26 protein-coding genes and 1 riboswitch are annotated in these 25690 nt (G+C 37.9%); of the genes, 25 read left to right on the plus strand and 1 reads right to left on the minus strand.

The genetic code is table 11. From position 1 onward, the window contains the following. Genes rnpM through INF20_RS05530 form a run of 10 tightly spaced genes read left to right on the plus strand, consistent with a single transcriptional unit; the run spans position 1 to position 9173 of the window. The gene (gene rnpM, locus INF20_RS05485; protein WP_226385374.1) at positions 1–270 is read left to right on the plus strand and encodes an RNase P modulator RnpM; all 270 of its coding nucleotides are present in this window, start codon (positions 1–3) and stop codon (positions 268–270) included. Continuing rightward, the gene (locus INF20_RS05490) at positions 260–610 is read left to right on the plus strand and encodes a L7Ae/L30e/S12e/Gadd45 family ribosomal protein (RefSeq protein ID WP_226385375.1); all 351 of its coding nucleotides are present in this window, start codon (positions 260–262) and stop codon (positions 608–610) included. Before rnpM ends, INF20_RS05490 begins: the two co-directional genes overlap by 11 nt. Further along, positions 591–3290 (plus strand): translation initiation factor IF-2, encoded by a 2700-nt coding sequence (infB, locus tag INF20_RS05495; RefSeq protein ID WP_226385376.1) that lies wholly within the window; start codon positions 591–593, stop codon positions 3288–3290. The genes INF20_RS05490 and infB overlap by 20 nt, the downstream gene beginning before the upstream one ends. Positions 3291–3294: 4 nt before the next feature. Further along, complete coding sequence (gene rbfA / locus INF20_RS05500; RefSeq protein WP_226385377.1) at positions 3295–3675, plus strand: 30S ribosome-binding factor RbfA; 381 nt, start codon at positions 3295–3297, stop codon at positions 3673–3675. A 46-nt stretch (positions 3676–3721) separates the two neighbouring features. Continuing rightward, complete coding sequence (locus INF20_RS05505) at positions 3722–4645, plus strand: DHH family phosphoesterase (protein ID WP_226385378.1); 924 nt, start codon at positions 3722–3724, stop codon at positions 4643–4645. After that, positions 4638–5561: a tRNA pseudouridine(55) synthase TruB gene (gene truB / locus INF20_RS05510; RefSeq protein ID WP_226385379.1), complete on the plus strand. Its 924-nt coding sequence runs from the start codon at positions 4638–4640 to the stop codon at positions 5559–5561. Before INF20_RS05505 ends, truB begins: the two co-directional genes overlap by 8 nt. Then, complete coding sequence (locus INF20_RS05515; protein ID WP_226385380.1) at positions 5548–6480, plus strand: bifunctional riboflavin kinase/FAD synthetase; 933 nt, start codon at positions 5548–5550, stop codon at positions 6478–6480. The genes truB and INF20_RS05515 overlap by 14 nt, the downstream gene beginning before the upstream one ends. Positions 6481–6512: 32 nt before the next feature. Continuing rightward, entirely contained in the window at positions 6513–7355 is an 843-nt protein-coding gene (locus tag INF20_RS05520; protein ID WP_226385403.1) for a 4Fe-4S binding protein, read from the plus strand. 59 nt (positions 7356–7414) lie between these two features. Continuing rightward, positions 7415–8095 (plus strand): response regulator transcription factor, encoded by a 681-nt coding sequence (locus tag INF20_RS05525; protein ID WP_226385381.1) that lies wholly within the window; start codon positions 7415–7417, stop codon positions 8093–8095. Beyond that, positions 8085–9173 carry a sensor histidine kinase gene (locus INF20_RS05530; protein WP_226385382.1) on the plus strand — a complete coding sequence of 363 codons (1089 nt, stop codon included), beginning with the start codon at positions 8085–8087 and terminating at the stop codon, positions 9171–9173. The genes INF20_RS05525 and INF20_RS05530 overlap by 11 nt, the downstream gene beginning before the upstream one ends. Positions 9174–9366: 193 nt before the next feature. Here INF20_RS05530 and INF20_RS05535 read toward each other — a convergent pair whose 3' ends face one another. Further along, positions 9367–10215 carry a DUF1090 domain-containing protein gene (locus tag INF20_RS05535; protein WP_226385383.1) on the minus strand — a complete coding sequence of 283 codons (849 nt, stop codon included), beginning with the start codon at positions 10213–10215 and terminating at the stop codon, positions 9367–9369. A 578-nt stretch (positions 10216–10793) separates the two neighbouring features. Here INF20_RS05535 and INF20_RS05540 point away from each other — a divergent pair. From INF20_RS05540 to INF20_RS05610, 15 genes are all read left to right on the plus strand, one after another. Next, on the plus strand, positions 10794–11225 hold the full coding sequence (locus INF20_RS05540; RefSeq protein WP_226385384.1) for a hypothetical protein: 432 nt from the start codon (positions 10794–10796) through the stop codon (positions 11223–11225). A 193-nt stretch (positions 11226–11418) separates the two neighbouring features. After that, positions 11419–11733 (plus strand): hypothetical protein, encoded by a 315-nt coding sequence (locus INF20_RS05545; RefSeq protein WP_226385385.1) that lies wholly within the window; start codon positions 11419–11421, stop codon positions 11731–11733. Between the two features lie 117 nt (positions 11734–11850). Next, positions 11851–12798, plus strand: a complete 948-nt coding sequence (locus INF20_RS05550) for a viral replication protein (RefSeq protein ID WP_226385386.1) — start codon at positions 11851–11853, stop codon at positions 12796–12798. Further along, complete coding sequence (locus INF20_RS05555) at positions 12798–14084, plus strand: FtsK/SpoIIIE domain-containing protein (protein WP_226385387.1); 1287 nt, start codon at positions 12798–12800, stop codon at positions 14082–14084. Before INF20_RS05550 ends, INF20_RS05555 begins: the two co-directional genes overlap by 1 nt. A 10-nt stretch (positions 14085–14094) precedes the next feature. Beyond that, positions 14095–14322: an excisionase gene (locus tag INF20_RS05560; RefSeq protein WP_226385388.1), complete on the plus strand. Its 228-nt coding sequence runs from the start codon at positions 14095–14097 to the stop codon at positions 14320–14322. A gap of 87 nt (positions 14323–14409) precedes the next feature. Beyond that, positions 14410–15567 (plus strand): site-specific integrase, encoded by a 1158-nt coding sequence (locus INF20_RS05565; protein ID WP_226385389.1) that lies wholly within the window; start codon positions 14410–14412, stop codon positions 15565–15567. Positions 15568–15815: 248 nt separating this feature from the next. Then, on the plus strand, positions 15816–16541 hold the full coding sequence (locus INF20_RS05570) for a M15 family metallopeptidase (RefSeq protein WP_226385390.1): 726 nt from the start codon (positions 15816–15818) through the stop codon (positions 16539–16541). Positions 16542–16575: 34 nt separating this feature from the next. Then, positions 16576–18366 (plus strand): aminopeptidase P family protein, encoded by a 1791-nt coding sequence (locus tag INF20_RS05575; RefSeq protein ID WP_226385391.1) that lies wholly within the window; start codon positions 16576–16578, stop codon positions 18364–18366. A gap of 30 nt (positions 18367–18396) precedes the next feature. After that, a complete protein-coding gene (locus INF20_RS05580; protein WP_226385392.1) occupies positions 18397–19104 on the plus strand; it encodes a response regulator transcription factor in 708 nt (235 codons plus the stop codon). Beyond that, positions 19101–20069 carry a sensor histidine kinase gene (locus INF20_RS05585; RefSeq protein WP_226385393.1) on the plus strand — a complete coding sequence of 323 codons (969 nt, stop codon included), beginning with the start codon at positions 19101–19103 and terminating at the stop codon, positions 20067–20069. Before INF20_RS05580 ends, INF20_RS05585 begins: the two co-directional genes overlap by 4 nt. Positions 20070–20204: 135 nt before the next feature. Further along, positions 20205–20972, plus strand: a complete 768-nt coding sequence (locus INF20_RS05590; protein WP_226385394.1) for an ABC transporter ATP-binding protein — start codon at positions 20205–20207, stop codon at positions 20970–20972. A 25-nt stretch (positions 20973–20997) separates the two neighbouring features. Continuing rightward, positions 20998–22947 carry an FtsX-like permease family protein gene (locus tag INF20_RS05595; protein ID WP_226385395.1) on the plus strand — a complete coding sequence of 650 codons (1950 nt, stop codon included), beginning with the start codon at positions 20998–21000 and terminating at the stop codon, positions 22945–22947. Positions 22948–23059: 112 nt separating this feature from the next. Next, a riboswitch (Lysine riboswitch) is annotated at positions 23060–23238 on the plus strand. A gap of 85 nt (positions 23239–23323) precedes the next feature. Further along, complete coding sequence (locus INF20_RS05600; protein ID WP_226385396.1) at positions 23324–24154, plus strand: transporter substrate-binding domain-containing protein; 831 nt, start codon at positions 23324–23326, stop codon at positions 24152–24154. Between the two features lie 24 nt (positions 24155–24178). Next, on the plus strand, positions 24179–24910 hold the full coding sequence (locus tag INF20_RS05605; protein ID WP_226385397.1) for an amino acid ABC transporter permease: 732 nt from the start codon (positions 24179–24181) through the stop codon (positions 24908–24910). Next, positions 24907–25647, plus strand: coding sequence for an amino acid ABC transporter ATP-binding protein (locus tag INF20_RS05610; protein WP_318959508.1), 741 nt, complete (start codon positions 24907–24909; stop codon positions 25645–25647). Before INF20_RS05605 ends, INF20_RS05610 begins: the two co-directional genes overlap by 4 nt. The last annotated feature ends 43 nt before the right edge of the window (positions 25648–25690 follow it).

Genomic DNA, 25690 nt, shown 5'->3' on the forward strand with positions numbered 1-25690 from the left:
ATGAAAACTCAAAAGACACCTATGAGAAAGTGCATAGGCTGCAATACCTCAAAGCCTAAAAAAGAGCTTATAAGAATTGCCTGTTACGAAGGTGAAGTTACGGTGGATATCACCGGTAAGGCAAAGGGCCGTGGCGTATACATCTGCAAGGATGCAGAATGCCTAAACAAGGCCATTAAAAGAAAAGCCTTTAAGAGATCCTTTGGACAGGATATAACAGAGGAACAGCAGCAGACGCTTTTAGAGGAAATAAAAAAGCATGAAGAATAGTAAAGTAAAAACCTATATGGGATTTGCAAAGCGTTCCGGAAATTTAATAACCGGAGCAGATACATGCATCATGAATATGAAAAAGAAAAAGGTAAAGCTGCTTATCGTTGCTGAAGATATTTCTGAAAACAGCAAGGATAAGATATTATCCGCAGCAAAGGCCAGTGGTACACCCTACAGGATGTACGGAACAGGCGAAGAGCTTTCCCATGCCATAGGCAGCGGGGGAAAGATGATATTCGGAATAATGGAAAAGGGCTTTGCCGAAAGCATAACTAAAGAGATAGATCAGGAAAGTCAGGACGAAAGGAGGGGTTCTTATGACAGTGAAGATAGGTGATCTGGCAGCGAAGCTGGGACTTACCAACAAGGAAGTGGTAAGTCAGGCGGTTTCCATGGGAATAGCCGCAAAAACAGCAAGCAGTTCCATTTCCGATGAGGACGCGCTGGCAGTTGAAAATGCGCTGAAAAATAAGAATACAGAGGAAACAGAGACTAAGGTGGTAAGAGCGGAAAGCAAAAAATCGGTATCAGCCGATGACGGTGAACCTAAGGTTCAAGTTAAGGCAGCAAAGGTAGTTAAAGCCGCTACACCGAAAAAATCCCAGCCTAAGACAGATAAAAAATCGGAGAGTGCCCCTGTAAGGAAAGCTCCTATAGGAAGACCTATAACAAAGGCGGAGGCAGAGAGCAGAAGAAGACCTGCAGGAACTCCTATAACTAAAAAGGAAAAGGCCGAAAAAGAAGCTCAGGCAGCAAGAGAAAAGGAAGAAATCCTGGCTCAGAAAAAGGCTGAAGAGCAGGCAGCTAAAGCAGCAGAAGGCGCTGAAAAATCCGAAGTAAAGGAAAAGGCAGCTGAAAAGACTGAATTCAGAGGACCTAAGGTTATAAAGAGAGCAGAGGACATCAAAAAAGAAGAAGAAATGAAGGCTGCGCAGAAAAAGGCTGAGGCTGAGAAAAAGGTAAAGAAAGAAAAAGAAAAAGAAAAGAAGGCGGCTGCTGCGGCTCATTCGCCAGCACCTGCTGCACCTGCGGCTCCTGAAAAGGGCGATTCCAGAAAGTCCAGAAAAAAGGATAAGGACAGAGAAAAGGAACGCAACAGAGAAAAAGAGGATAAGAACAGCCGTAGAAAGGATAAGAAGAAAAAGAATTCAAACGGCATGAGCCAGTATGGTGAAGGTGCTTTGGAAAAGAAAACAAGAAAGAAATCCCAGAAAAAAGCAAAACCTGAGCCTGAACAGGATGTGGAAATGGAAGCAGTACCTGCAGGAACTAAGGTTATAAACATTCCTATTACCGTTGCAGGTTATTGCGAACAGGTTGGGGTATCCGTTTCACAGGTTATCATGACTCTGATGAAGCTGGGTATCGTAACAAACATCAATGCAAACCTAGATGAAGATACAGCTCTGATATTAAGTGAAGAACTGGGCATCAGCGTTGTAATCGGAGCTGTTGAGGAAGAAGATATCGATGAAGGCATCGAAGATTTCGAAGATAAGGAAGAGGATCTGGTTCATAGACCGCCTATTATCACAGTAATGGGTCACGTTGACCACGGTAAGACTTCCTTGCTTGATGCTATCAGAGCTACAAATGTAACAGCTTCCGAATCCGGCGGAATCACTCAGCACATAGGTGCTTCCGAAGTAAAGCTCAACGGACAGAAGATAGTATTTTTGGATACTCCAGGTCACGAAGCATTTACTGCAATGAGAGCAAGAGGTGCTGACATCACAGACATCGCTGTACTGGTAGTTGCAGCCGATGACTCCGTAAAACCTCAGACAGTGGAATCCATCAGCCATGCTAAGGCAGCAGGGGTACCTATTATAGTTGCCATCAACAAGATGGATAAGCCTGGTGCAAACCCTGATCTGGTTAAGACTGACCTGGCTGAACACGGCGTGCTAGTCGAAGACTGGGGCGGAGATGTTATCAGCGTACCTGTTTCCGCAAAGACTGGTGAAGGTATCGAAAACCTTTTGGAAATGATATTGCTGCAGGCAGAAGTACTTGAACTTAAGGCAAATCCTAAGAGACTGGGTCTTGGTACTGTTATCGAAGCAAGACTTGATAAGGCAAAGGGACCAGTGGCAACTCTGCTGGTTACAAATGGTACAGTTAAATCAGGACAGAGTATCGTAGCTGGAAACACTTCCGGTAGAATCAGACTTATGACTGACTACAAGGGCACTACAATTAAGAAGGCAGGCCCTGCCACAGCTGTGGAAATTCTCGGTCTTGACGATGTACCTTCAGCCGGTGACGATTTCCATGTGGTTAAGGATGATAAGCTGGCAAGAGAAATCGCCGATAAGAGAAAGCAGAAGCAGAGAGAAGAAATCCTTGCAAGAAATGCAAGCTCAACTCTTGAAGATCTGTTTAGCCAGATTAAGGAAGGCGAAGTTAAGGACCTCAACCTTATCGTCAAAGGTGATGTTATGGGTTCTGTAGGTGCCGTTGTTTCATCCCTTGAAAAGCTTTCAAATGATGAAGTCAGAATTAAAATCGTTCACTCAGGCGTTGGTGCCATAAATGAATCTGACGTTACTTTGGCAAGCACTGCAGGTGCAGTTATCATCGGATTTAATGTAAGACCTACAGGAAATGTACAGTCCATAGCAGACAGAGAAAATGTACAGATCAGAACATACAGGGTAATCTACAACATCATCGATGATGTGGAAAATGCCATGAAGGGTATGCTTGATCCGGAATTCAAGGAAGTTGTTATCGGTCAGGCAGAAATCAGAGAAACCTTCAGAGTGCCTAATGTGGGTACCGTAGGCGGAGCCTATGTAACTGACGGTAACATCGCAAGAAATGCGGAAGTTCGTATCGTTAGAGACGGTATAGTAATACACGAAGGAAAGATATCTTCCTTAAGAAGATTCAAGGACGATGTCAGAGAGGTTCAGCAGGGATACGAATGCGGTATCGGTGTTGAAAACTACAACGACATCAAGGAAGGCGATGTAATCGAATGCTTCAAGATGGAAGAAGTCGAAAGGAATTAAGATTATGGGAAAAGGCTACAGACCGGGAAGACTCGGCGAGGAAATAAAAAAGATTACCAGCGATCTGCTGTTAAAGGAACTTAAGGATCCGAGACTGGAAGGCAGCCTTGTGAGCGTTACTGCCGTTGATGTTACAGGAGATGGCAGCATCGCTACGGTTTATCTGTCGGCCCTGAAAATGGGACAGCAGGACAATTCAAAAGAATATAAGGATGAGATTTTGGAAGCCATGAGAAGCTGTAAAGGTGTAATAAGACGAGAAATCGGAAAAAACATCAAGCTTAGACATGTGCCTGACCTTATATTCAAGATGGACACTTCCCTAGAATACGGAAGACATATAGACGAACTTATAGACAGCGTGGTGAAAAAAGATGAGAAATGATTCCTTTGAAAATATTGCGAAAGTACTTAAAAAAGGAAAATCCTGTTTGATTTTCACCCATATAGTGATGGACGGGGACGCCATAGGATCAGCGGCGGCCCTGTGCCTTGCTATGCGCAAGGAAGGCATTGACGCTTATGTGGTAACTGAAGATGAGCTGGCAAAAAATCTAAGCTTTCTTGGAAAAGATCTGTGCATTGATGTTGCTGAAGCGGAAAAAATGTTTTCCGATGGCCACGATATTTCCGTATGTGTGGATTGCAGTGAGGAAAGCCGTTTTCCTAAGAGAGCGGCTTTATTTAACAATGGCGCAGTGAAGGTTTGTATAGATCATCATAAGACCGCTGATACCATTTGTGATTACAATTATGTGGATCCTGAGGCGGGTGCAACTGCTCAGCTTATATATAAGCTGATTAAGGCTATGGGTACGGAAATTGATAAGGACATGGCTGTGAGAATATATGCAGGTATCGCCACGGATACAGGTAATTTTCAGTACTCAAACACAACAAAGGAGACTCATCAGATTGTAAGTGAGCTTTACGACATATGTGACAGCTTTCATGAAGTTAGCGTGGAAATCTACGAAAACGAACCCTTTGCAAAGCTAAAGCTACAGAGTGAAATCTTTGACGGAGCAGAGCTTTTTGCAGGGGGAAAGGCTGTTATTGCAAGCGTTACTCAGGATATGCTTAAACGCTGCGGTGCCGTTATGGATGACAGCGAAGGAACGGTGTCAAGGCTAAGAGCCCTTGAAAATGTTGAGGTTGCTGCACTGCTTAGAGAAAATGAAGACGGTAGCATAAAGGCTTCTTTAAGAGCCAAGACATATGCGGATGTTTCGGAACTGTGCGCTTCCCACGGCGGCGGAGGTCATGCTAAGGCGGCAGGCTTTACAGAATACGGAAATCCCGAAAAGATAAGAGAAACCCTAAAAAAAGAAATAGAGGAAAAGATAATTGGATAATATCAACGGAGTTGTCGTTGTTAACAAGCCGCAGAATTGGACAAGCCATGACTGCGTTGCTGTTGTCAGAAGAGTCATTGGAGTAAAGAGGGTAGGACATACGGGAACCCTTGACCCTATGGCCACAGGTGTTCTGCCTGTCTGCGTCGGTATTGCCGCCAGAATAAACGAATACCTGGACTACGATACAAAAACATATGATTGTGTGATGAAGCTAGGAATCATCACGGATACTTTGGATATCTGGGGAGAGGTTTTAGAAGAAAGACCGGTACCTGATATGGATGAGGCTGTAATAGCAGAAACCATAATGGGCTTCACCGGTGAAATCTCTCAGATACCGCCTAAATACTCGGCTTTAAAGGTGGCAGGCAAAAAGCTTTACGAATATGCCAGAGCTGGGCAGGAAGTCGAGATAAAGCCGAGAAAAATTAACATAAAACATATTTCGGTAAATAATATCGATTTGGAAAATAAAGAAATCAGCTTCACCGTGGAGTGCTCAAAGGGAACATATATAAGAAGCCTGTGTGCCGATATAGGCGAAAAACTAGGCTGCGGAGCCTGCATGAGCGGCCTTGTCAGAACAAAGACGGGAGTCTTTACTTTAGATGATACGGTGGATATAGAGGCAGTTAAGAAAATGAGCCGTGAGGAACTGGTATCGAAGCTATTTCCTACGGACTATCCCCTTGTCCAATTCGGAAGAGTCGAGCTTTCCGCAAATAGGGCAAAGGATTTTGTAAACGGAAAGAAAATTCCCAAAAGGGATTTAACTATTGTGAGGGAGTCTTCCCGGGACGATTTTTATAATGTATATTTTAACGACACTTTTTTAGGAGTGGCAAAGCTTGTAAAAGGAGTGCTTTCTGCCCATAAGGTGTTTGATGTGAGGATGCAAAATGTTAGTATTTAATTCACTGGAAGAAATTAAAGATATAAAACCGACAGTGGTAGCTTTAGGTAATTTCGACGGAATTCATCTCGGACATCAGGCTATCATAAAAAAAGCGGTAAACGACGCTACAGGAGAAGGATATAAAAGTGCGGTTTTCACCTTTGAAAACCATCCGAGAAATCTTTTAAAGAACACAGCGCCGGTAAAAAACATTCTCTATCCGGAAGATAAAATGAGGATTATAGAGTCTCTGGGAATAGATTATATGTTCAATATCCCCTTCACAGAGGATATAATGAAGATGGAGGCCGAGGATTTTATAGATGAGATTCTTTTAGGCAAGCTGAACATGAAGGAGGTTCTTTGCGGCTTTAACTATCATTTCGGATATAAAGCAAGAGGAAATGTAAATCTGCTTTTAGAAGAAAGTATGAAAAAGGACTTCGGAGTTCATGTGGCTGAACCATTTAAGGTGGACGGTCAGGTTGTAAGCTCATCTCTCATAAGAGAAAAGATTTCGGAAGGAGATATGGTTGCCTGCAGCAAATATCTTGGCAGAAACTATGCCATAGCTGGAGAAGTCGTTGTGGGTAACAGATTGGGACGAAAGATAGGCTTTCCAACATCAAATCTCAATATCGATGAAGGGATGGTTTCACCACCTAACGGTGTGTATATTACAAAGTGCACCTACAATGGAGTTGCCTATCCGAGCATAACTAATGTGGGACATAAACCGACAATCGGCGTTTATGCTAAAAATGTGGAAACCCATATTTTTAATTTTGATAAAGAGCTTTACGGTAAGATGATAAAGGTCGAATTCCTCGAAAAACTCAGAGACGAAAAGAAATTTGATTCCGTGGAGGAATTAAGCAAGGAAATTACCGCTAACTGCATTACCGCAAAGGCTTATCACAGACAGCACAGCGTATAAAATGGGCCAATGGCACAAAGATACGGAGGTTTATTATGTTAAAGAGAGTTTTAGCCGTTTATTTTAGCGGCACTGGTACAACTGAAAAAACCGTAAAGACAATCGCCAAGAAGGCGGCTGATGAACTGCGGCTTGAATACGGGGAGTGGGATTTCACTCCTCTTTTTGCAAGGGAAAAGCCACTGAGCTTTACAGATGAGGATTTAGTTATATTTGGTATGCCTGTTATAGCAGGCAGAGTACCTAACCTGATGCTTAAATATCTGGCACAGATGAATGGTGGTGGAGCATTGGCAGTTCCCGTTGTACTTTTTGGAAATAGGAATTTTGATGATGCCCTTGTGGAACTGAGGGATATTTTAACAGATGCCGGAGCAAAGCCTGTGGCTGCAGGAGCTTTTGTAGGAGAACATAGCTTTTCCACAACTCTCGGTGCCGGCAGACCAGATAGTGAAGATCTGGCTTTGGCTGAAAGCCTTGCCGATGCTGTGGCTAAAAAAGTACAGGATGCAGGATTTGATGCAGGTGCAGACTGCTTTGATAAATCTGTGGAGGTGCCTGGAACACCTAAGCCTTACAGCGGATATTACCAGCCTCAGGACAGACACGGCGCACCTATAGATATAAGAAAGGTAAAACCTAAGACTGATATGTCAAAGTGCGATAATTGCGGACTTTGTGTAAAGTTGTGTCCCCTTGGCTCCATAAATCTTAATGATGTTTCTGAAATTACTGGCATATGCATGAAATGCTGTGCCTGCGTAAAGAAATGCCCTAAGGATGCAAAATACTTTGACGATGCCGGCTACATTTACCATAAGGAAGAGCTAGAGGATGTGTATCAGAGAAGGGCGGAATCCAAAATATTTCTGTAAGGCAAATATCTTAATGTTTTCTTAAGAAATTATAAATTAGACGATGATATCATAGGACTATGAACGAGAAAATATTAGTAGTGGATGATGAAAAGGAAATCGCAGACCTCGTTGAGTACTATCTGACCAACGAGGGCTTTGAAGTAAAAAAATTTTATGATGCAAATGCAGCATGGGAATTTCTTAAGAATAACAAGGTGGATATGGCTATTCTCGATGTAATGATGCCTGGCATAGATGGCATGGAGCTACTTCGTAGGATAAGAATCAAAGACAACTTTCCGGTAATTATGCTTACGGCCAAGATAAGTGAAATGGATAAAATAGAAGGCCTTTCCACCGGAGCCGATGATTATATTACAAAGCCCTTTTATCCCCTTGAAATGGTAGCAAGAGTTAAGGCACAGCTCAGAAGGTATAAGCGGTACAACGAAGGCCATGGTGAAGAAGATATTATCACCTGCGGCAGTGTATCGGTGGATAGGAAAAAAAGGAAATGCTTGGTAAACGGTAAGGCTTTGACACTTACACCAACGGAATACGAAATAATAAAAATACTGGTAGAGGCAGACGGCAATCCTGTAGGCTCTGAGGAAATGTGCAGGATGATTTGGGATGAAGAATACTACGATAAGAATACAAATACCATAACGGTGCATGTGCGTCACATCAGAGAAAAGATGGGCTCATCAAAATATATAAAAACCGTATGGGGAATGGGATATAAAATTGAAAAATAGAGAAATCAAATCTAAATATCTTATAATAGCCTGCATAGCTGCGGCGGTGGTGGTATTTGCCTTTGCCTTTATAATGGACAATGTATTTAACGGACTTTTTTTTGAATGGTTTGCTAGCCGATTTATGGACACTTCATATCCATTAGGGGTGGATACCAATGCCCTAAAGGTGCTTATAATATGCTGCGTAGTTATTATAGTTTTAATAGGCGTGTTGACAGCGTATTTTGTAAGCAGATGGATGGACAGAAAAAATAAAGCTGAACTGGCTGAGGTTTTCAGCGAATATATGAAAAGCGGCACCGATGAAAATATACAGCTTCCAGAAAACTATGAAAGGCTTGCAGAGGAAATAATAGCCTTTAAAAGTGAAATGGATAGGAAAACATGGCTTGTTAAGGAAGAAACTTCAAGGAAAAACGATCTAATCACATACCTTGCCCATGATTTAAAAACTCCAATGACATCCATCATTGGGTATCTTTCGATTTTATCTGAAGCTACTGATATGCCAGAAGATCAAAGGAAAAAATATATTGATATCGCTTTAAAAAAATCATATAGACTGGACGACCTTATAAATGAATTCTTTGATATAACAAGATACAATCTCAGCAGCATTGAACTTGATAAGAGGGATACGGATATTTCATATATGATAGTGCAGATTGCCGATGAGTTTTATCCTATGCTTAAAAATGGACAACGCATTGGAATCGAAGAAGCTGAAAAAATAAAGGCTGTAGTCGATCCGGATAAAATAGCCAGAGTGTTTAACAATATAATAAAAAATGCCGTTCTGTACGGATATGAAGACAGCATTATTAAAATCGATATGGCATATGAAGATGAAAATATAAAGGTGGAAATTTCCAATCATGGAGATACGATACCAGAAGAAAAACTGAGGCGCATATTTGAAAAATTCTATAGACTGGATGAATCAAGAAGCAGCACTGCAGGAGCTGGACTTGGACTTGCCATAGCAAAGGAAATAGTAACTGCCCATGGGGGACAGATAAGTGCCGAAAGTAGCGATGGAATAACAAAGTTTACAGTAATATTGCCAAAAGCTTAAGAAAGTTTAATACTTTCTTAAGAAATAGGTAGTAGTACTAAACTTATAAGTTGTTGAAATTTCAATATTTATTACAAAATAATGTGATAGTAAAATACCTTTACTACACCACAACTACACCAGATTTGAAAGAGCCTATATTTGTAGTATAGATAAAATGTCAATATGTAAAAAGTAGAGTTTAATCTAAACTCTACTTTTTAGCTCCACAGGAGCATTTATAGTATTTTATATATTTCTCCGTAACAGTCTCTTTATATGGGACTTTTTTGTATCTAGTTTCTATATAATCATTATAATTTCCATCATTTTTTACATGTGCTTTAGCATGTTCTATACTTGGATTATCCATTCCACAAATCCCACAAACTTTTACATCGTATGCTTCTTCTCTATACTTTGTTACTGTAGTTGTCCTCTCGCCGTATACTGGAATAGTGTAACTGTGAGTATGAGCTGGCTTACTCGGCTTTGATGTAGAAGAACCGCCAGAGCTTGATCCAGACGAACCGCTGCTACCGCCTGATGGCTTGCTTGGCTTTGATGCACTAGAGCTACCAGAGCTACTGGAACTATTGCTTCCACTATTAGAAGGCTTCTTATTTGAGTTACTAGAACTTGCACTAGAATTGCTGGAAGAAGGCTTTTTATCAGTAGACTCTGCTACTTCCTCTTTAGCTTTTTCTACCTTCTTTTTAGTTGAATTAACTTTTTCCTTAGCAGTTTCTACTTTCTTCTCTGCTTTTGCTATTGCATCTTTATCGCCTGATTTTTTAGCTTTTTCTAATTCTTTTTCTGCATCTTTAAGTTCATCTTCAGCAGATTTCTCCTCTTTAACAGCCTCCTCTTCAGCTTCCTTTGCTTGTTCAAGCTTCTTCTCGTTAGAAGCCACGCCTGAATCAGTAGCAGTCATCAGCTTATACCCTACTGATCCGCCAGCAGCAACAGCTATGATAAGCAAGATTGCAAGTGCGGTTTTCTTATGCTTCTTGCAGGTATCCTTAATAGTAGTCCAATACTGGACTATTCTTTTCTTTAACATATTAAATTCCTCTCTTTCTCAATTCACTTTCATATTAGTTCCATTATGGTACTAGTTTTGTGAATGGATAGAATATATATAATAATTATATCATAATTACATTAATTTTTATGAAATTATAAAAATAGTTGCATTCAAATTCTTATATGGTATAATAAAGATGTAGTTTTTTTTAATTAATGTTTTTTTATCCGCACCAGTTTTTTTGGTGTGTTTTTATTTTTTAGTTAGTTTATTTTATTTAAGGAGGAGAGATTTAATCTCTTTGAATATTTTTTGGGAGGACAAGTGTTCTCTTTTTTTTGTTAGTTTTTTTATTAGGGAAGAAAGGCGTGCTGCAGCCTTGTATGAATTTTTATTCAACATATGAATAAATGTATCGTTTGATACATATTAGGAGGATCTGATTCTAAAGAAAGGAGGAAAAACTAAAATGAAAACTAAACTAAATAAAAGTTATTGTCAGAATAAAAAAACAAAAAATAAAAGGAGGTAAAGAAATGAAAGAATAAGAAAATACAAAAAAATAAGTGATTACCAAAGGTAATCACAACAAAAAAAAATATAAAATAGAATTCATGAAAAAGATTGAAGAAGTACAAAGAAATCAATCTTTTAGAGAGTTTTTATTTGAAAAAATAGACAAATACTCTATCAGTATTAGTTATATTAAAAAAGAATATTCAATATCAAGTTCAATACTACAAAGTGTTATAGATGGAGAGCCATGGTTCCATGGTAAAAAGCCTGAACTTAAGTTTATTTTTTTGTTTGCTATTATTTTTGTTGATAGTATTGAAGAATTTTCACTGTTTCTTGATGAGATAATTAATATTCCCTATCTAGCTAGTATTTGCAACTATAGTATTGAAGCATATATAGTAGATGTACTATCTAATATTTATGATATTCTTTGTAGAGAAAAGAATGTGAAACTAAAATTGAACGATTTTAGGGAACCAAAAGAATTCCTTAAGGCAAGATTTGTTCAGAGAATAAATTTATTGTAGCAGCAAAAAGATGCATTCAGTAGTTTGAGTGCATCTTTTTTTATTTCAAAGGTTATGAGAACAAAAGATTTAAAAATGTCAATACAAAAAATAGACAAAAAAGTGAATATATTTAAGTTCAAATTCAATATAAACTCCTTTATGTAAGATGCGCATCGGAAGTTAAAACTTATCAAATTGTAAGGAGGAAAAAATGATCAATTTAAGTAATTTGAACATAGACACTAAATCACTTGGAGACGAAATGCTCCTTGTTGATATAGCTGCCGTGGCAGATGTAAAGGACGGCAAAAAAACAGGAAAGAATGCAGGTTATAAGTACATAATAGCGTTACCTGAGCATAAGCTCGAAAAGATTAGCGTAAAGATCCCCGGACATCAGAGGGTGCAGCTTTCAGATGAGGGATACAAAAAAGTGGCGTTTGACGGACTTGAAGTAAAGGCTTATGTGATTGAAGGGAAGCCTGTACTTTCAGCAAAGGCAACAGAAATAAGAGAAGTAAAATAAGTAACCACTTGCCGCGATAGGATATACCTTCGGCATATCATGGAGCGGCGGCAAGGGGAGAGATAGTATTACCTCTCCCCTTGCATGTAGCATGTAGCAAAAGGAGTGAATTACCTAATGAATGGAAGAAGCCAATCTAGAAAATGGCAACTGACTATTAATAATCCAGAAACTGCAGGATTGTCACGGGAAGATATACTGGAAAAACTGAACTGCTTTAATTTGAGATATTATTGCATAGGAGATGAGATAGGAGAGACTGGAAATTATCATACTCATGTTTTTATGTTCTCTGAATCGCCTATACGGTTTGGAACAATAAAAAGAAGATTTCCTATAGCACACATAGAAAAAGCATACGGAACAGTTAACGATAATAGAAATTATGTACTAAAAGAAGGCAAGTGGAAAAACACAAAAAAATCGGAAACAACTGTTGAAGGTACATTTTTTGAATATGGAGAAATTCCTACAGAAAACGAGGAAAAAGCTCCGGAAATGATGAGGTTAATATATATGATTAAAGAAGGATATTCAATTCCGGAAATAATAGAAGAACTTCCTAAACTTGCCTTACGAACTAGAAATATTGAGGAACTGAAAAAAGAATTTAAAAAGAAAATCTTTAAAGAACAATATCGAAATGTTAGAACGTCATATATATGTGTAGATTCAGTAAATAGAAGGCTGGATTTCATATATGAAAAACATGGCTTTAATAATGTATGCAGGATAACTAATTACAGAACAAGCAGAGGAATATCTTTTGATAATTATGACGGAGAAGATGTAATAATATTTGATAACTTCAATGGACAGATACCGCTTGATGAATTGAATAATTATCTTGATCGATATCCGCTTATGCTACCGTCACGATACGAAGATAGGGTAGCTTGTTTTACAAGAGTGTATATTATTTCATCAAATCCTCTTTCTTATCAGTATATAAAGTATCAAACTACTGATAAAGAAGAATGGGATAAATTTGTTAATAAAATAGATGATTTGATTGAAATTGATAGACATGGAGTAATAGAAATAATTTTGGGGAGTCTAGATTGATGAAGCAATTTAAAGATGAGCGTTTACACACAGAAGGAAAAATACTGTGTCTTCTTAAGAGAATCAAAGTTGGTATTGAATACATAACGAAAAAACCAGTAAAAGGAATCCCTATTATAATAATCATTACATTAGTTGGGATTTTGGTATTTCAAAAAAACAGAGAACTGGGCATATATTATGATGATTTTGATTTTATTTTAAACAGGATAATTATATTTCTATTATTTTTTATCATGATTGTTGCTGTAATAATATATCTGATATTAATTGGATTGCCGATAGAAGCTAAATCAGTATCTTGGAATTTGCAAAGAATCGGATTAAAAAATAGTATTGGTGAAGTTCCACATCTTATAAAAAAGACAAAGGAAAAAGAGTTTTTTATTTATGAATTTTATGCATTTGGTATACCAATATCAACTTGGGAAGAAAAGCAAAGCGATATAGAGGCAGCACTTAATATTAAAGTAGTAAAAATAAAACTTGGAAAAACTCATAGTCAGATATTGCTGTATGGTGCTAATTATAAAAGCGACCTTTATGATTTTCAAAGATGGCGTGATGATTTTATATCAGACAAAGATTTTGAACTCGTACTCGGTAATGGATTAATTGGAAAAGAAACTGTAGATTTGAATATAATTCCACATATTTTAATCGGTGGAAGTACAGGTTCAGGAAAAAGCGTACTTTTGAAGAATTTATTATATCAAGCTAAAAAGAAAGGCGCGAAAGTAGTAATATCAGATTTTAAAGGTGGAGTGGATTTTAGTTCGTATTGGAGAAAGGAAACAAAGTTGATAACTGATATGGATCATCTAATAGATGAATTAGATTATATGGTTGCCGAATTAGAGCGTAGAAAAAACATATTATATGAAACAGGGACAGAGAATATCAAGAAATATAATCAAATTAACAAACCAATAGAGCGTATTATATTTGCCTGTGATGAGGTGGCTGAAATACTTGATAAGACTGGAGCAAGTAAAGAATATAAAGAAAAGATTATGCAAGTTGAAAGTAAGCTTTCTACTATCGCAAGGCAAGGTAGAGCCTTTGGTATCAATTTAATACTTGCGACACAAAGACCTGATGCCAATATTTTAAGCGGTCAGATTAGAAATAACATTGATTGCAGGATTTGTGGCAGAGCAGATGATGTGCTATCTAAAATTATACTTGATAATACCGATGCTTCAGAGCTTATTCCTAAAGATGAACAAGGATTATTTTTAAGAAATAACGGAACTGTATTTAAGGGATATTATTTCGATAAATGAGAGGTGCAATATGATAGACCAAAATACTAATGACGCAATAGTAGCTGAACAAATCAATATAAAAGATAAATATCTTCTCACGATAAAAGAAGCAGTTCAGTATTTTAACATTGGAGAGAATAAGCTGCGTGAATTAACAAATGATCAAAACTGCACTTTTGTACTATGGAACGGTAACAAAAGACTAATTAAAAGAAAAGAATTTGAAGTATTTTTGGATAGTAGTTATTCTTTCTAATTTATGAAGAAAGAGCCTTATGTGGTATAATAATAAAATATTACAAATTATAGGCTCTTTCTTTTTATGTAAAAGGAGGGATTAAAAATGGCAAATCGTAAGGATTCTAAAGGAAGGGTTCTACGAACAGGAGAGAGCCAAAGAAAAGACGGTATATACATGTACCGATATACAGATTTTAATAAAAAGAGAGTAACTGTATATGCTTCAACTTTAAAAGAGTTAAGAGAAAAAGAAAAAGAAATACAAAACTTAACAAATAATGGCGTTAGTTATTTAGAAGGAAATATAACTTTAACAGCGTTGATAAAACACTATAAAGAAATAAAACAAAAAGCAACTTATAATACTAAGGCTCTATATGACGTTACAATAAAACTCTTACAAAAAAGCCAATTAGGAAATAAAAAAATTAAAGATGTGAAAAGTTCGGATTTAAAATTATGGCTCATTAGTTTGAGTAAAGAAGGACGTAAATATAATACAATCCAAGTAATATATGCAATTATAAAAGCTGCATATAGAATAGCTTGCACAGAAGACATAGTCATGAAAACTCCGTGCAATTTCTCTTTATCAAGTATTATTAAAGACGATTCAACTCATAGACGAGCATTGACTGATGAAGAATGTAATAAAATTATTAGTTTTTCAAGTAAATCTAAAAGATACCGAAGAAGCTTTTTAATTTTTACTATCTTATTAGGAACAGGTATCAGAGCAGGTGAGTTATGTGGATTAACTTTAAATGATATTGATTTAAAAAATAAAATAATCAGTATCTCTCATCAGCTTATACCGCAAAGTAATGGGGAATTTTCTATTACACCGCCCAAATCAAGAAGTGGGATAAGAGAAATTCCAATGACCGAATCGGTATATCAGAGTTTTAGAGAAATAATTGAACTTAGGGAGAAACTCCCAAATAAAAATATTAGTATAGACGGACATGCTGATTTTATTTTTTTAACCAGAAATGGAAATCTGATGTATCCAGATTATATTGGGTTGTATTTTCATAGAATGGTTCGTTCATATAATGAATCACATCCAAATTCTCCATTAGAACAATTTACTCCTCATGTGTTAAGACATACATTTTGTACCAAATTAGCACAGAATGGAATGAATGTAAAAAACCTACAATATTTAATGGGTCATTCAAATATACAGATAACATTAAATATATACGCACATACTTCAAGTGATTCAGCAGCTGAAGAAATGCTACAAAAAATCGGATGATTTTTGTATGAACTACACCATTTACTACACCAAATTTAGAATAATTTATCATAATTTAAGTGAAGATGTAAAAAAGAAGATGTTTTTTAAAAATAACTATAATTGTTGAAAATTCAACAAAAATGCACTGATGCAGTGTTCGTTAAAACCGCCAAAAGCTTAAGAAAGTTTAATACTTTCTTAGGCTTTTTTTAAATTATCGCTTTCCCGTAAAATATATCATTTTATTTGTAAGGAGAGTGAATAATATGAGAGCATATAAAAACAAAAAGCATAGAGGTAAAAAACTTGCAATAATCTTTATTTTCATAGCTGCATTGGTATATACGCTTTTTAACGGAGGAGCGGATATTTTAAAGGGAAGTTTCGTTTCCTTAGGCAGTGATTCTAATATGGCTGTCTATACTGATGATAATGTAATACCCGTCAAGGATGAAAACAGAAGAGATCTTCTGGTAAATAAGCATAATAAACTCAGAGACGGATACGAGCCGTACAGTTTGGTTACAAGCCTTTCGGGAATATTGGTAACGCCGGAAACTGATAAAGCTCTAAGTGAAATGGCAGATGATGCAGCGGCAGAAGGATTAAACCTTCAGGCGTGCTCTGGATACAGAAGCTTTGAAAAGCAGGAATCCTTATATAATCAATATGTGGAAGATTACGGACAGGATTACGCAGACAGATATTCCGCAAGACCTGGTTACAGCGAGCATCATACGGGCAGAGCCATAGATTTGATTTCTCCCCAGGGCATAATGGATGATTTTGAAAGCACACCGGAGTGCACATGGGTACACGAAAACGCGTATAAATACGGTTTTATATTAAGATATCCTAAAGGATATGAAAATGTAACAGGATACAGCTATGAGCCGTGGCATATCACATATGTGGGAAAGGATGTTTCTGAAAAGATGCATAAAAAGGGTATAAAGACTTTGGAAGAATACTACGACAGATATATGGTATAATATTCCCGATGATTATTCGGGAGGTATGTGATTTATGACGGTGAATGAAAGAATAGAAAGACTGAGACATCTCATGGCGGAAAGGAATATTGATATTTACATTATTCCAACTGCCGATTTTCACAATACCGAATTTGTCGGAGAGCATTTTAAAGAGCGTAAATATATGTCAGGATTCAGCGGAAGCGATGGCACCCTAGTGGTGACATCGGATACTTCCGCTCTTTGGGTTGACGGAAGATATTTTCTGCAGGCTGCAAAGGAGCTTGATGGAACAGAAATTCAGCGAATGGAAATTGGAGAGCCGGGAGTGCCGCATATAAGCGAATATGTAAAAGATAAGCTTTCGCAGGGTGGCATAATAGCCTTTGACGGCAGGACAATGAACACAGCCGATTACCTGAAATACAAAGACATAGTCACTGAAAAGGGTGGCAATCTATATACAGACGAGGATCTTGTGGATATTATATGGGAGGACAGACCTCCACTTCCAAAGGACAAGGTATGGCTTTTGACCGATGAACAGGCAGGAGAAGGCAGAGCCGATAAAATTAATCGCCTACGAGAATATATGAGATCTGAAGGATACGACATGATTTTAACGGCAGCCCTTGATGAGGTGGCATGGCTTATGAACATCCGAGGAGGAGATATACCCTATTTCCCGGTAGTTATGGCCTATGCTTCGGTAACCTTTGATGAAGCGGCTCTGTTTGTGGATATGGATAAGCTGACTGATGATGTGGCGCTAAAGCTAGAAGCAGATGGTGTTGATATATATCCATATGAGGAAATATACAGCTATGCTAAAACCGCCCGAGATATAAATATCGGAGCTGATTTTTTCACATTAAATAGCGGAGTTTATAGCAGACTTTCTATGGGGGCAGATGTTACTAATATAATTTCACCGATAAAGCTATGGAAAGCAGTAAAAAACAGCACGGAGCTTGCTAATACAAAAAAAGCACATATCCGTGACGGTGCAGCGGTTACAAAATTTATATACAGAATAAAAAAAGAGGTTGCTTCAGGAAAACAGCTTACAGAACTTGATGCTGCGGATATTCTTCTTAAATGTAGAATGGAGCAGGATGGATTTATTGAGCCAAGCTTTGAGACCATAGCGGCATATGGAAGCAATGCTGCTTATGTGCATTACAGTGCTAAGGAAGATGACCAGGCAACACTTAAACCGGAAGGCTTACTGCTGGTGGATAGCGGTGGCCATTATACAGACGGAACAACTGATGTGACGCGAACCATCGCCCTTGGTGACATAACGGACGAACAAAAAAAGACTTTTACAGCTGTGCTAAAGGGCATGATAAGACTAAGCATGGCAAGGTTTCCCGAAGGCGTGAGAGGCTATAACCTGGATGCAATATGTAGAGGACCCTTGTGGGATATGGGACTGGATTACAGACACGGTACAGGCCATGGAGTTGGACATATAGGAGCCGTTCATGAGGGACCGAATGCCTTTAGATGGAGAAGAAGCGGACAGCAGGACGATGTGCCTATGACAGAAGGCATGATAACCAGTAACGAGCCGGGGTATTATAAAGACGGTGAATACGGTATCAGAATTGAAAACGAAATCGTCGCTGTAAAGGATTTAAAAACTGAATACGGCCAGTTTATGAGGTTTGATACATTGACATATGCGCCTATAGATCGTGAAGCCATTAAAGTAGAAATGCTTACAGAAGATGAACTAAGCTGGCTTAATGACTACCATAAAAAGGTTTATGACAACCTAAAAGAATTTATGGATAGCGAAGAAAGAAAATGGCTGTCGGAAGTGACGGCAGATTTATGATATTTGATAAGGATGAATAAGAGGGAAAATATGAAGGGCATAATAGATACTAGAGGTCAGAATTACAGATATAGGATACTTATTGTTGAAGATGATGAGATAATCGCTAAGACTCTTAAAGAGCAGTTTGGAAAGTGGAATTTTGATGCTGAGTGCGTAAAAAACTTCTCTAATGTAGATGATGAGTTTATGAAATATAATCCTCAATTGGTGATTATGGATATATCTCTTCCTAATTTTGATGGATATTATTGGTGTGAAGCTATAAGAAAGCTTTCAAAAGTGCCAATTATATTCCTTTCATCAGCTTCGGAAAATATGAATATTGTTATGGCTCTTTCAGCTGGAGCAGATGACTTTATCAGTAAGCCTTTTGATTTTTCTGTGCTTATAGCAAAGGTAAAGGCGGTTTTAAGACGCACTTATGATTTTGTTGGAAGCAGTTATATATTAAAGCACGGAAATATGATTTTAGATATTGGTGAGCATGTAGTAAAAAGTGACAGTGGGGAAGTGGAACTGACTAAAAACGAATGCCGTATACTTACGATTCTTATGGAAAACAGCGGCAATGTGGTAACCAGAAGTGAAATAATGAAGGCACTGTGGGAAAGCGACGAGTTTATAGATGAAAATACTCTGTCCGTGAACATTAACAGACTGAGAAAAAAGTTGGATGAGATAGGTGTATCCGATGCTGTAAAAACTAAAAAAGGAGAGGGGTACATTCTGTCATGAGATATTTGAAGGACCGAATCACTGCTATTGTATATATCCTAATATGTACTATTATAGCCGGAGTAATTTTTTATCTTCGTGGTGTCGAACCGGCAATAGTTATATATGTATTTGTTCTCTGGATTGCTGTAGGAATTGTGTTTGTAATACTTGATTTTATATCAAAAAGAAAGAGGATAAAAGTTTTAAAAAACATTGCAATGACACCGTTTTTTAAAGATAATATGCTTCCTAAGGAAGGTAATAGCGTAGAAAAGGAATATCAAACACTTGTAAATAATACAATTGCCGAAGCCAGGGAAAAGTTTTCTGAAAGCGATAGTAGGATAACTGAGGCTAATGAATTTTATACAATGTGGGTACATCAAATAAAAACTCCCATATCAGCCATGAAAGTATTGATAGACAGTGGAGCTGAAAGGGATATGCTTTCTGCGGAGCTTTTTAAAATTGAAAAATATGCTGACATGGCATTGTCCTTTATTCGAGTTGGTAGTGAAACTAGTGATTATGTTATAAAGCAATGCAATCTTGAAAAGGTGGTAAAAGACACAGTAAAAACATATGCACCTTTATTCATTCAAAAAAACTTAAGTGTTTCCATGAAGAACTTGGATATTTATGTATTAACAGATGAAAAGTGGCTTGGATTTGCTTTAGAACAAGTAATTTCAAATGCTGTAAAATACAGCAGAAATGGCAGTGTAGAAATATATTCTGAAAATGGAATACTTACGGTTGAAGATCACGGTACAGGGATAGCCAGAGAGGATATGCCTAGGATATTTGAAAGAGGCTTTACGGGAGCTAACGGTAGAAGCGGAAGATGGTCAACGGGCATAGGCCTCTATCTGTGTAAAAGAGTTTTAACTGAGCTTGGCCATTATATTTGGATTGAATCTAAAGAAAATGTAGGCACTAAAGTGCATATAGACTTAAATTCGACAGAGCTTAAAGTAGAATAAAATCGACCATATCTTACAGCAATGTAAGGTATGGTTGTTTTTTGTAAGACAAATCTATGGCGCATGAATTTGTTTCACTGGTAGTATGTATATGACAGTTTAAGGTATATGTGTGAATATTAGGAGGAAAGAACGATGAGTATGCTTGAAGTAAACAATCTTAAAAAGGTTTATGTAACTCATTTTGGCTCTAATAAAGTTAAAGCTTTAGATAATGTTACATTCAATGTTGATGAAGGTGAATTTGTTGCAGTAATGGGAGAATCCGGTTCAGGTAAGACGACTCTTCTCAATATACTGGCTTCATTGGATAAACCAACATCAGGAGAGGTTCGCCTTGAGGGAAAAAATATAGCAATGTTGTCTGAAAGTGAAATTTCAGCTTTTAGAAGGCAAAATCTCGGATTTGTATTTCAGGATTTTAATCTCCTTGATACCTTTTCAATCAGAGATAATATTTATCTACCATTGGTGCTTTCAGGGAAAAAACTGGATTATATGCAGAAAAAGTTGGAGCCATTGGCTAAAATGCTTGGAATAAATGATATTCTGGATAAATTTCCATATGAAGTATCAGGAGGTCAGAAGCAAAGAGCAGCTGTTGCTAGAGCAGTTATAACAGATCCTAAGCTGATTCTTGCCGATGAGCCAACGGGAGCTTTAGATAGCCGCAGTGCCGATGAACTTTTACGCCTATTCAATAAAATAAATAATCAGGGACAGACGATACTGATGGTGACACATTCTACAAAAGCTGCTTGCAGTGCAAAAAGAGTGATGTTTATTAAGGATGGAAGGGTATTTCATCAGATTTACAGGGGTGAAAATACTTACGAGGAAATGTATCAAAAAATCTCACAGATTTTAACTCTGCTAGCGACAGGCGGTGATAGAGATGAATAACCGACACTTTTTTATGAGGATGTCTTTGTCTAACTTAAAATTGAATAAACAGACATATATCCCATTCATTTTTACAAGCGTGTTTACGGCAGCTATGTTTTATATAATAGTCTCCCTGTCTGGTAATCCTGATTTAGAAAATACACTTGGAGGCTCTGCTTTAAAAAGTCTCTTAGGACTGGGTACATGGGTAACAGGCCTTTTCGCTTTTATCTTTTTGTTTTATACATTTAGTTTTCTTTTTAAAAGAAGAAAGAAGGAAATAGGAATATACAATGTTCTGGGTATGGAAAAAAAACATATTTCCAGAGTGATTGCAGGAGAAATTCTTATAGTCTTTTTAATCAGCATTATATTAGGGCTTGTTATAGGTATGCTTTTAGATAAGCTTATGTTCTTGATAGTGGCAAAAATCATAGGTGCAAAGGCTTCTATGGGATTTTATGTTTCAGTGGAAGGATTAGTCAAGACAGTACTTTTGTTGGCTGCTATATTTATCCTAATTTTCTTAAATTCAATAAGACAGGTGCACTTCAATAATCCTATTGAACTTCTTAAGGGCGGAAACATCGGTGAAAGAGAGCCTAAGGCGAAGTGGATTTTGGCATTACTTGGAATAATCTGTGTAGGTATTGGGTATTACATATCTCTGACAACGGATAATATTGTAACTGCCATGTCGACATTTCTTATAGCAGTTGTACTTGTTATTGTCGGTACATATATGCTGTTTGTGGCAGGAAGTATTGCGATACTTAAGCTTCTTAAGAAAAACAAAAAATATTATTATAAATCCTCTCACTTTATTAGTGTGTCGGGTATGATATACAGGATGAAGCAAAATGGTGTAGGTCTTGCTAATATATGCATAATATCTACCATGATTCTTATTATGCTAGCTTCCACATGTACCCTGTGGGTGGGAGTAAATGAGACTGTCGACAGACTGTATCCTAATGATGTGCAGGTGACAGCACGGTTGCCGCAGGCAAAGGCGGAAATGCTCTTTGATAATCTCGAAAATCAGCTAAAAATCAATGATATAAAGACAGAAAATGTATTAAAGTATAGAAGTTTGGAAGTGGACGCTGAGCAAAAAGGAAATACATTTTACACCTATGGCGACAACAATGTAGTCGACAGCAATATGCGAACTTTGTATTTTTTAACATGTGATGATTATAATCGGATCATGGGAACCGACATAAATCTTTTATCGGATAATCAAGTAATGGTGAGCGCTCCTGAAAAAGATTATAAAGGAGATAGTATCAGCATTAACGAGAATTCCTATCAAGTTATAAAAATTGATAATCAAAATCTTAAAACCGTGCCAGAAAAGGGAAGTATCTATCCTTCGCAATTTGTGATTGTAAAAAATCAACAGGTGATGGATAAGATTAAGAACAATGTTGAAAATCACGGAGAAGGACTTCTTAATGATGAATGGAACTATGTTTGTAATGCTAATGTTACAAAAGAGCAGGGAGAAAGAATTATAGATAATATTAACAATAATCTTTCAGAAGAGGAATCCTATTGGGTAAACTGTAATTTCCGCAATGTTAGTGAAGAGGCTATTGTAGGTATGTACGCGGGATTGATGTTTGTGGGAATCTTCTTGAGTATACTCTTTCTGATGACAATGGTATTGATAATCTATTACAAACAAATATCGGAGGGATATGATGACAGAAATAGATACAGAATAATGCAAAATGTTGGATTGGATAAAAGGGAAATAAAGCGTTCTATCAGATCCCAGGTCATGACGGTATTTTTCTTGCCACTTATAGTAGCATGTGCTCATGTGGCAGCAGCCTTTCCATTGATTGGTCGTATGCTAGAGGGCTTTGGAATGATGAACATATGGCTTTATGTAAAAGTTACACTGTTAGCATTGGCTGTATTTGCGATTTTTTATGCTGCAGTATATACTCTTACATCAAAGCTTTACTACAAAATTGTTAACTGATTACAAAAAACAGATAAAATGATCTAAGTTTTTATGACTAATTTATAAATTGGGTGTTGACAATACAAAAAAACAGTCGTATCATTAAACACAAGTTAAAAATTTAATAAGACAGAAGAATAGAGGTTGCGGTGCATCAGAGTACTTTCTGGAGTCGGCAGACAGTGAAGGAAAGGAAAGGTAACCATCGCCGAAGGGACCGGATCGGCGGAAAAAGTCCCTGGGATCACGAGGAAATACCCGTGGAACTCCTTCTTTGCGTTTACGCGTAGAAGAGGCGCTATTAAAAACTGTGAGATTTTTATTTGATCTTTAAGCCATGTTTTTAATAGCATGGCTTTTGTTTTATTATCAGGTTAAGAGAGGAGAAGGTAAAATGATTAGAAAAGTATTAGCAGCATGTCTTGCTCTGATGATATGTGTGACGATGACTGCCTGCGGCGGTTCAGACAGCTCTTCAGAGGAAAAGACAACACTGGTTGTCGGAATGGAATGCAACTACGCTCCATTTAACTGGACAGTGACTGAAGAAAGCGACACTACAATGCCTATTGAAAATGCAAGTGGTTATGCAGATGGTTATGATGTACAGATCGCAAAAATGATTGCAGAAGAACTCGGTATGGACCTTCAGATAAAGAAAATCGCATGGGACGGCCTGCAGCCTGCTCTCGAATCCGGTGAAATCGACATGATTATCGCTGGTATGACAGCAGACGAAGAAAGAGAACAGGGCGCAGACTTCACAACTCCTTACTATGAATCAGAAATGGTAATGATAGTAAGAGCTGATGATGCTCTGGCAAATGCTACAACTCTGGAAGACTTCAGCGGTAAGAATGTAGTTGGTCAGATAAGCACAACTTACGATGAAGTTATCGATCAGATTCCTGGTGTAAACCACGTTACACCGCTTAAGAGCTATCCTGAAATGATTAACGCTCTTCAGCAGAATGTAGTAGACGGTATAACAGCTGAGCTTCCTGTAGCAACAGGTGCGGTTGAAGCAAACCCTGACCTGGCAATCGTTCACTTTGACGAAGGTCACGGATTTGAAGCTGACACAAGCGTATCCATCGCTCTTCCTGAAGGATCAAGGGACGGAGATCTCTTCAAAAAGATTCAGGAAGCACTGGACAACATTGACGAACAGACAAGACAGGATCTGATGCTCGAAGTAACTCAGCGTCAGCCAGCTAGCGTATAAAAGAAATCAGAGGTGTAAATTTAAATGGGATTCTTTGAAACTGTAAAAGAAATTTTTCTTCAATATTATCCGCTGTTTTGGGACGGCGTGCAGGTGACAATGTTACTGGCCCTGAGCGGTACAATACTTGGACTTTTTATAGGACTTGTTGTAGGTGCTCTCAAAGCTATCAAGCCTGAACCGAGAGACAGCGGACTTGTAAAAGCTCTTAAGAGAATAATGGGATTCATACTTTCGGTGTATATCGAATTTTTCAGAGGCACACCGATGATGGTACAGGCAGTATTCCTTTTCTACGGTTTAAAGCCGTACCTGGGATGGAGTCCAATGGTAGCCGGTGTATGTATCATTTCAGTAAACACAGGTGCGTACATGGCGGAGATCATCAGATCCGGTATACAGTCTGTGGACAGAGGTCAGATTGAAGGTGCGAGAAGTATCGGTATGACAAATGTACAGACAATGTTTTCGATCGTGCTTCCTCAGGCCTTGAGAAACGCATTCCCGGCTGTAATAAACGAGTTTGTAATCAACATTAAGGACTCTTCAATGCTGAGTGTAATCATGGTTGCAGACCTGTTCTTCCAGGGTAACTCTGCAGCAGGTTCACTGTTCAAGTACACTGAAACATTCTTTATCATCGCGCTCATCTATCTGTGTCTGACATTTATCACAAGCAGAGTGCTGATGTACATAGAAAAGCGTATGAATGCGCCTAAGAAAAACAACATCGTGAAAGCAGGTGAAGCGGCATGAGTATGATAGAAATTAAAAATCTTAAAAAGAGCTTTGACAATTTGGAAGTTTTAAAGAGCATTGACTTTCATGTTGATAAAGGTGAGGTTATAACACTTATTGGAGCCAGCGGAAGCGGTAAGAGTACGCTGCTCAGATGTATCAACCTTTTGGAGATTCCTGACGGCGGAGAAATTCTAATGGAAGGAAAGAACATTCTCAAGGGGGAAATCGATGTAAACCAGCATAGAGCCCATGTGGGAATGGTTTTCCAGAGCTTCAATCTCTTTGACAACAAGACAGTGCTTGAAAACTGCACAATAGGTCAGATAAAAGTGCTAAAGAGAGATAAAAAGGAAGCGGAAAAAATCGCCCTTGACTTCCTTGATAAGGTAGGTATGAAGGAATTTGCCCATGCGGGAAGCACACAGCTTTCCGGTGGACAGAAGCAGAGAGTTGCCATAGCAAGAGCTCTGTGTATGGACCCTAAGGTGCTGCTCTTTGACGAACCGACATCAGCCCTTGACCCGGAAATGGTAGGAGGCATCTTGGATGTAATGAAAGAACTTGCAGCAGAAGGTATGACAATGATAGTTGTTACCCACGAAATGCAGTTTGCAAAGGATGTAAGCTCAAGAGTTGTATTCATGGATAAGGGCGTCATAGTCGAAGAAGGAACTCCTGACAGAATCTTTAATAACCCAACAGAAGAAAGAACAAGAGAATTCCTGGGAAGATACCTCGAAACCGAAAATTGATTTTCAAAATAAACTACTATATACGCATTTATGCAACGGAGCG

Origin of the sequence: Gallibacter intestinalis, from assembly GCF_014982745.1 — a bacterium.
GTDB classification, from domain to species: Bacteria; Bacillota; Clostridia; order Peptostreptococcales; family Anaerovoracaceae; genus Gallibacter; species Gallibacter intestinalis.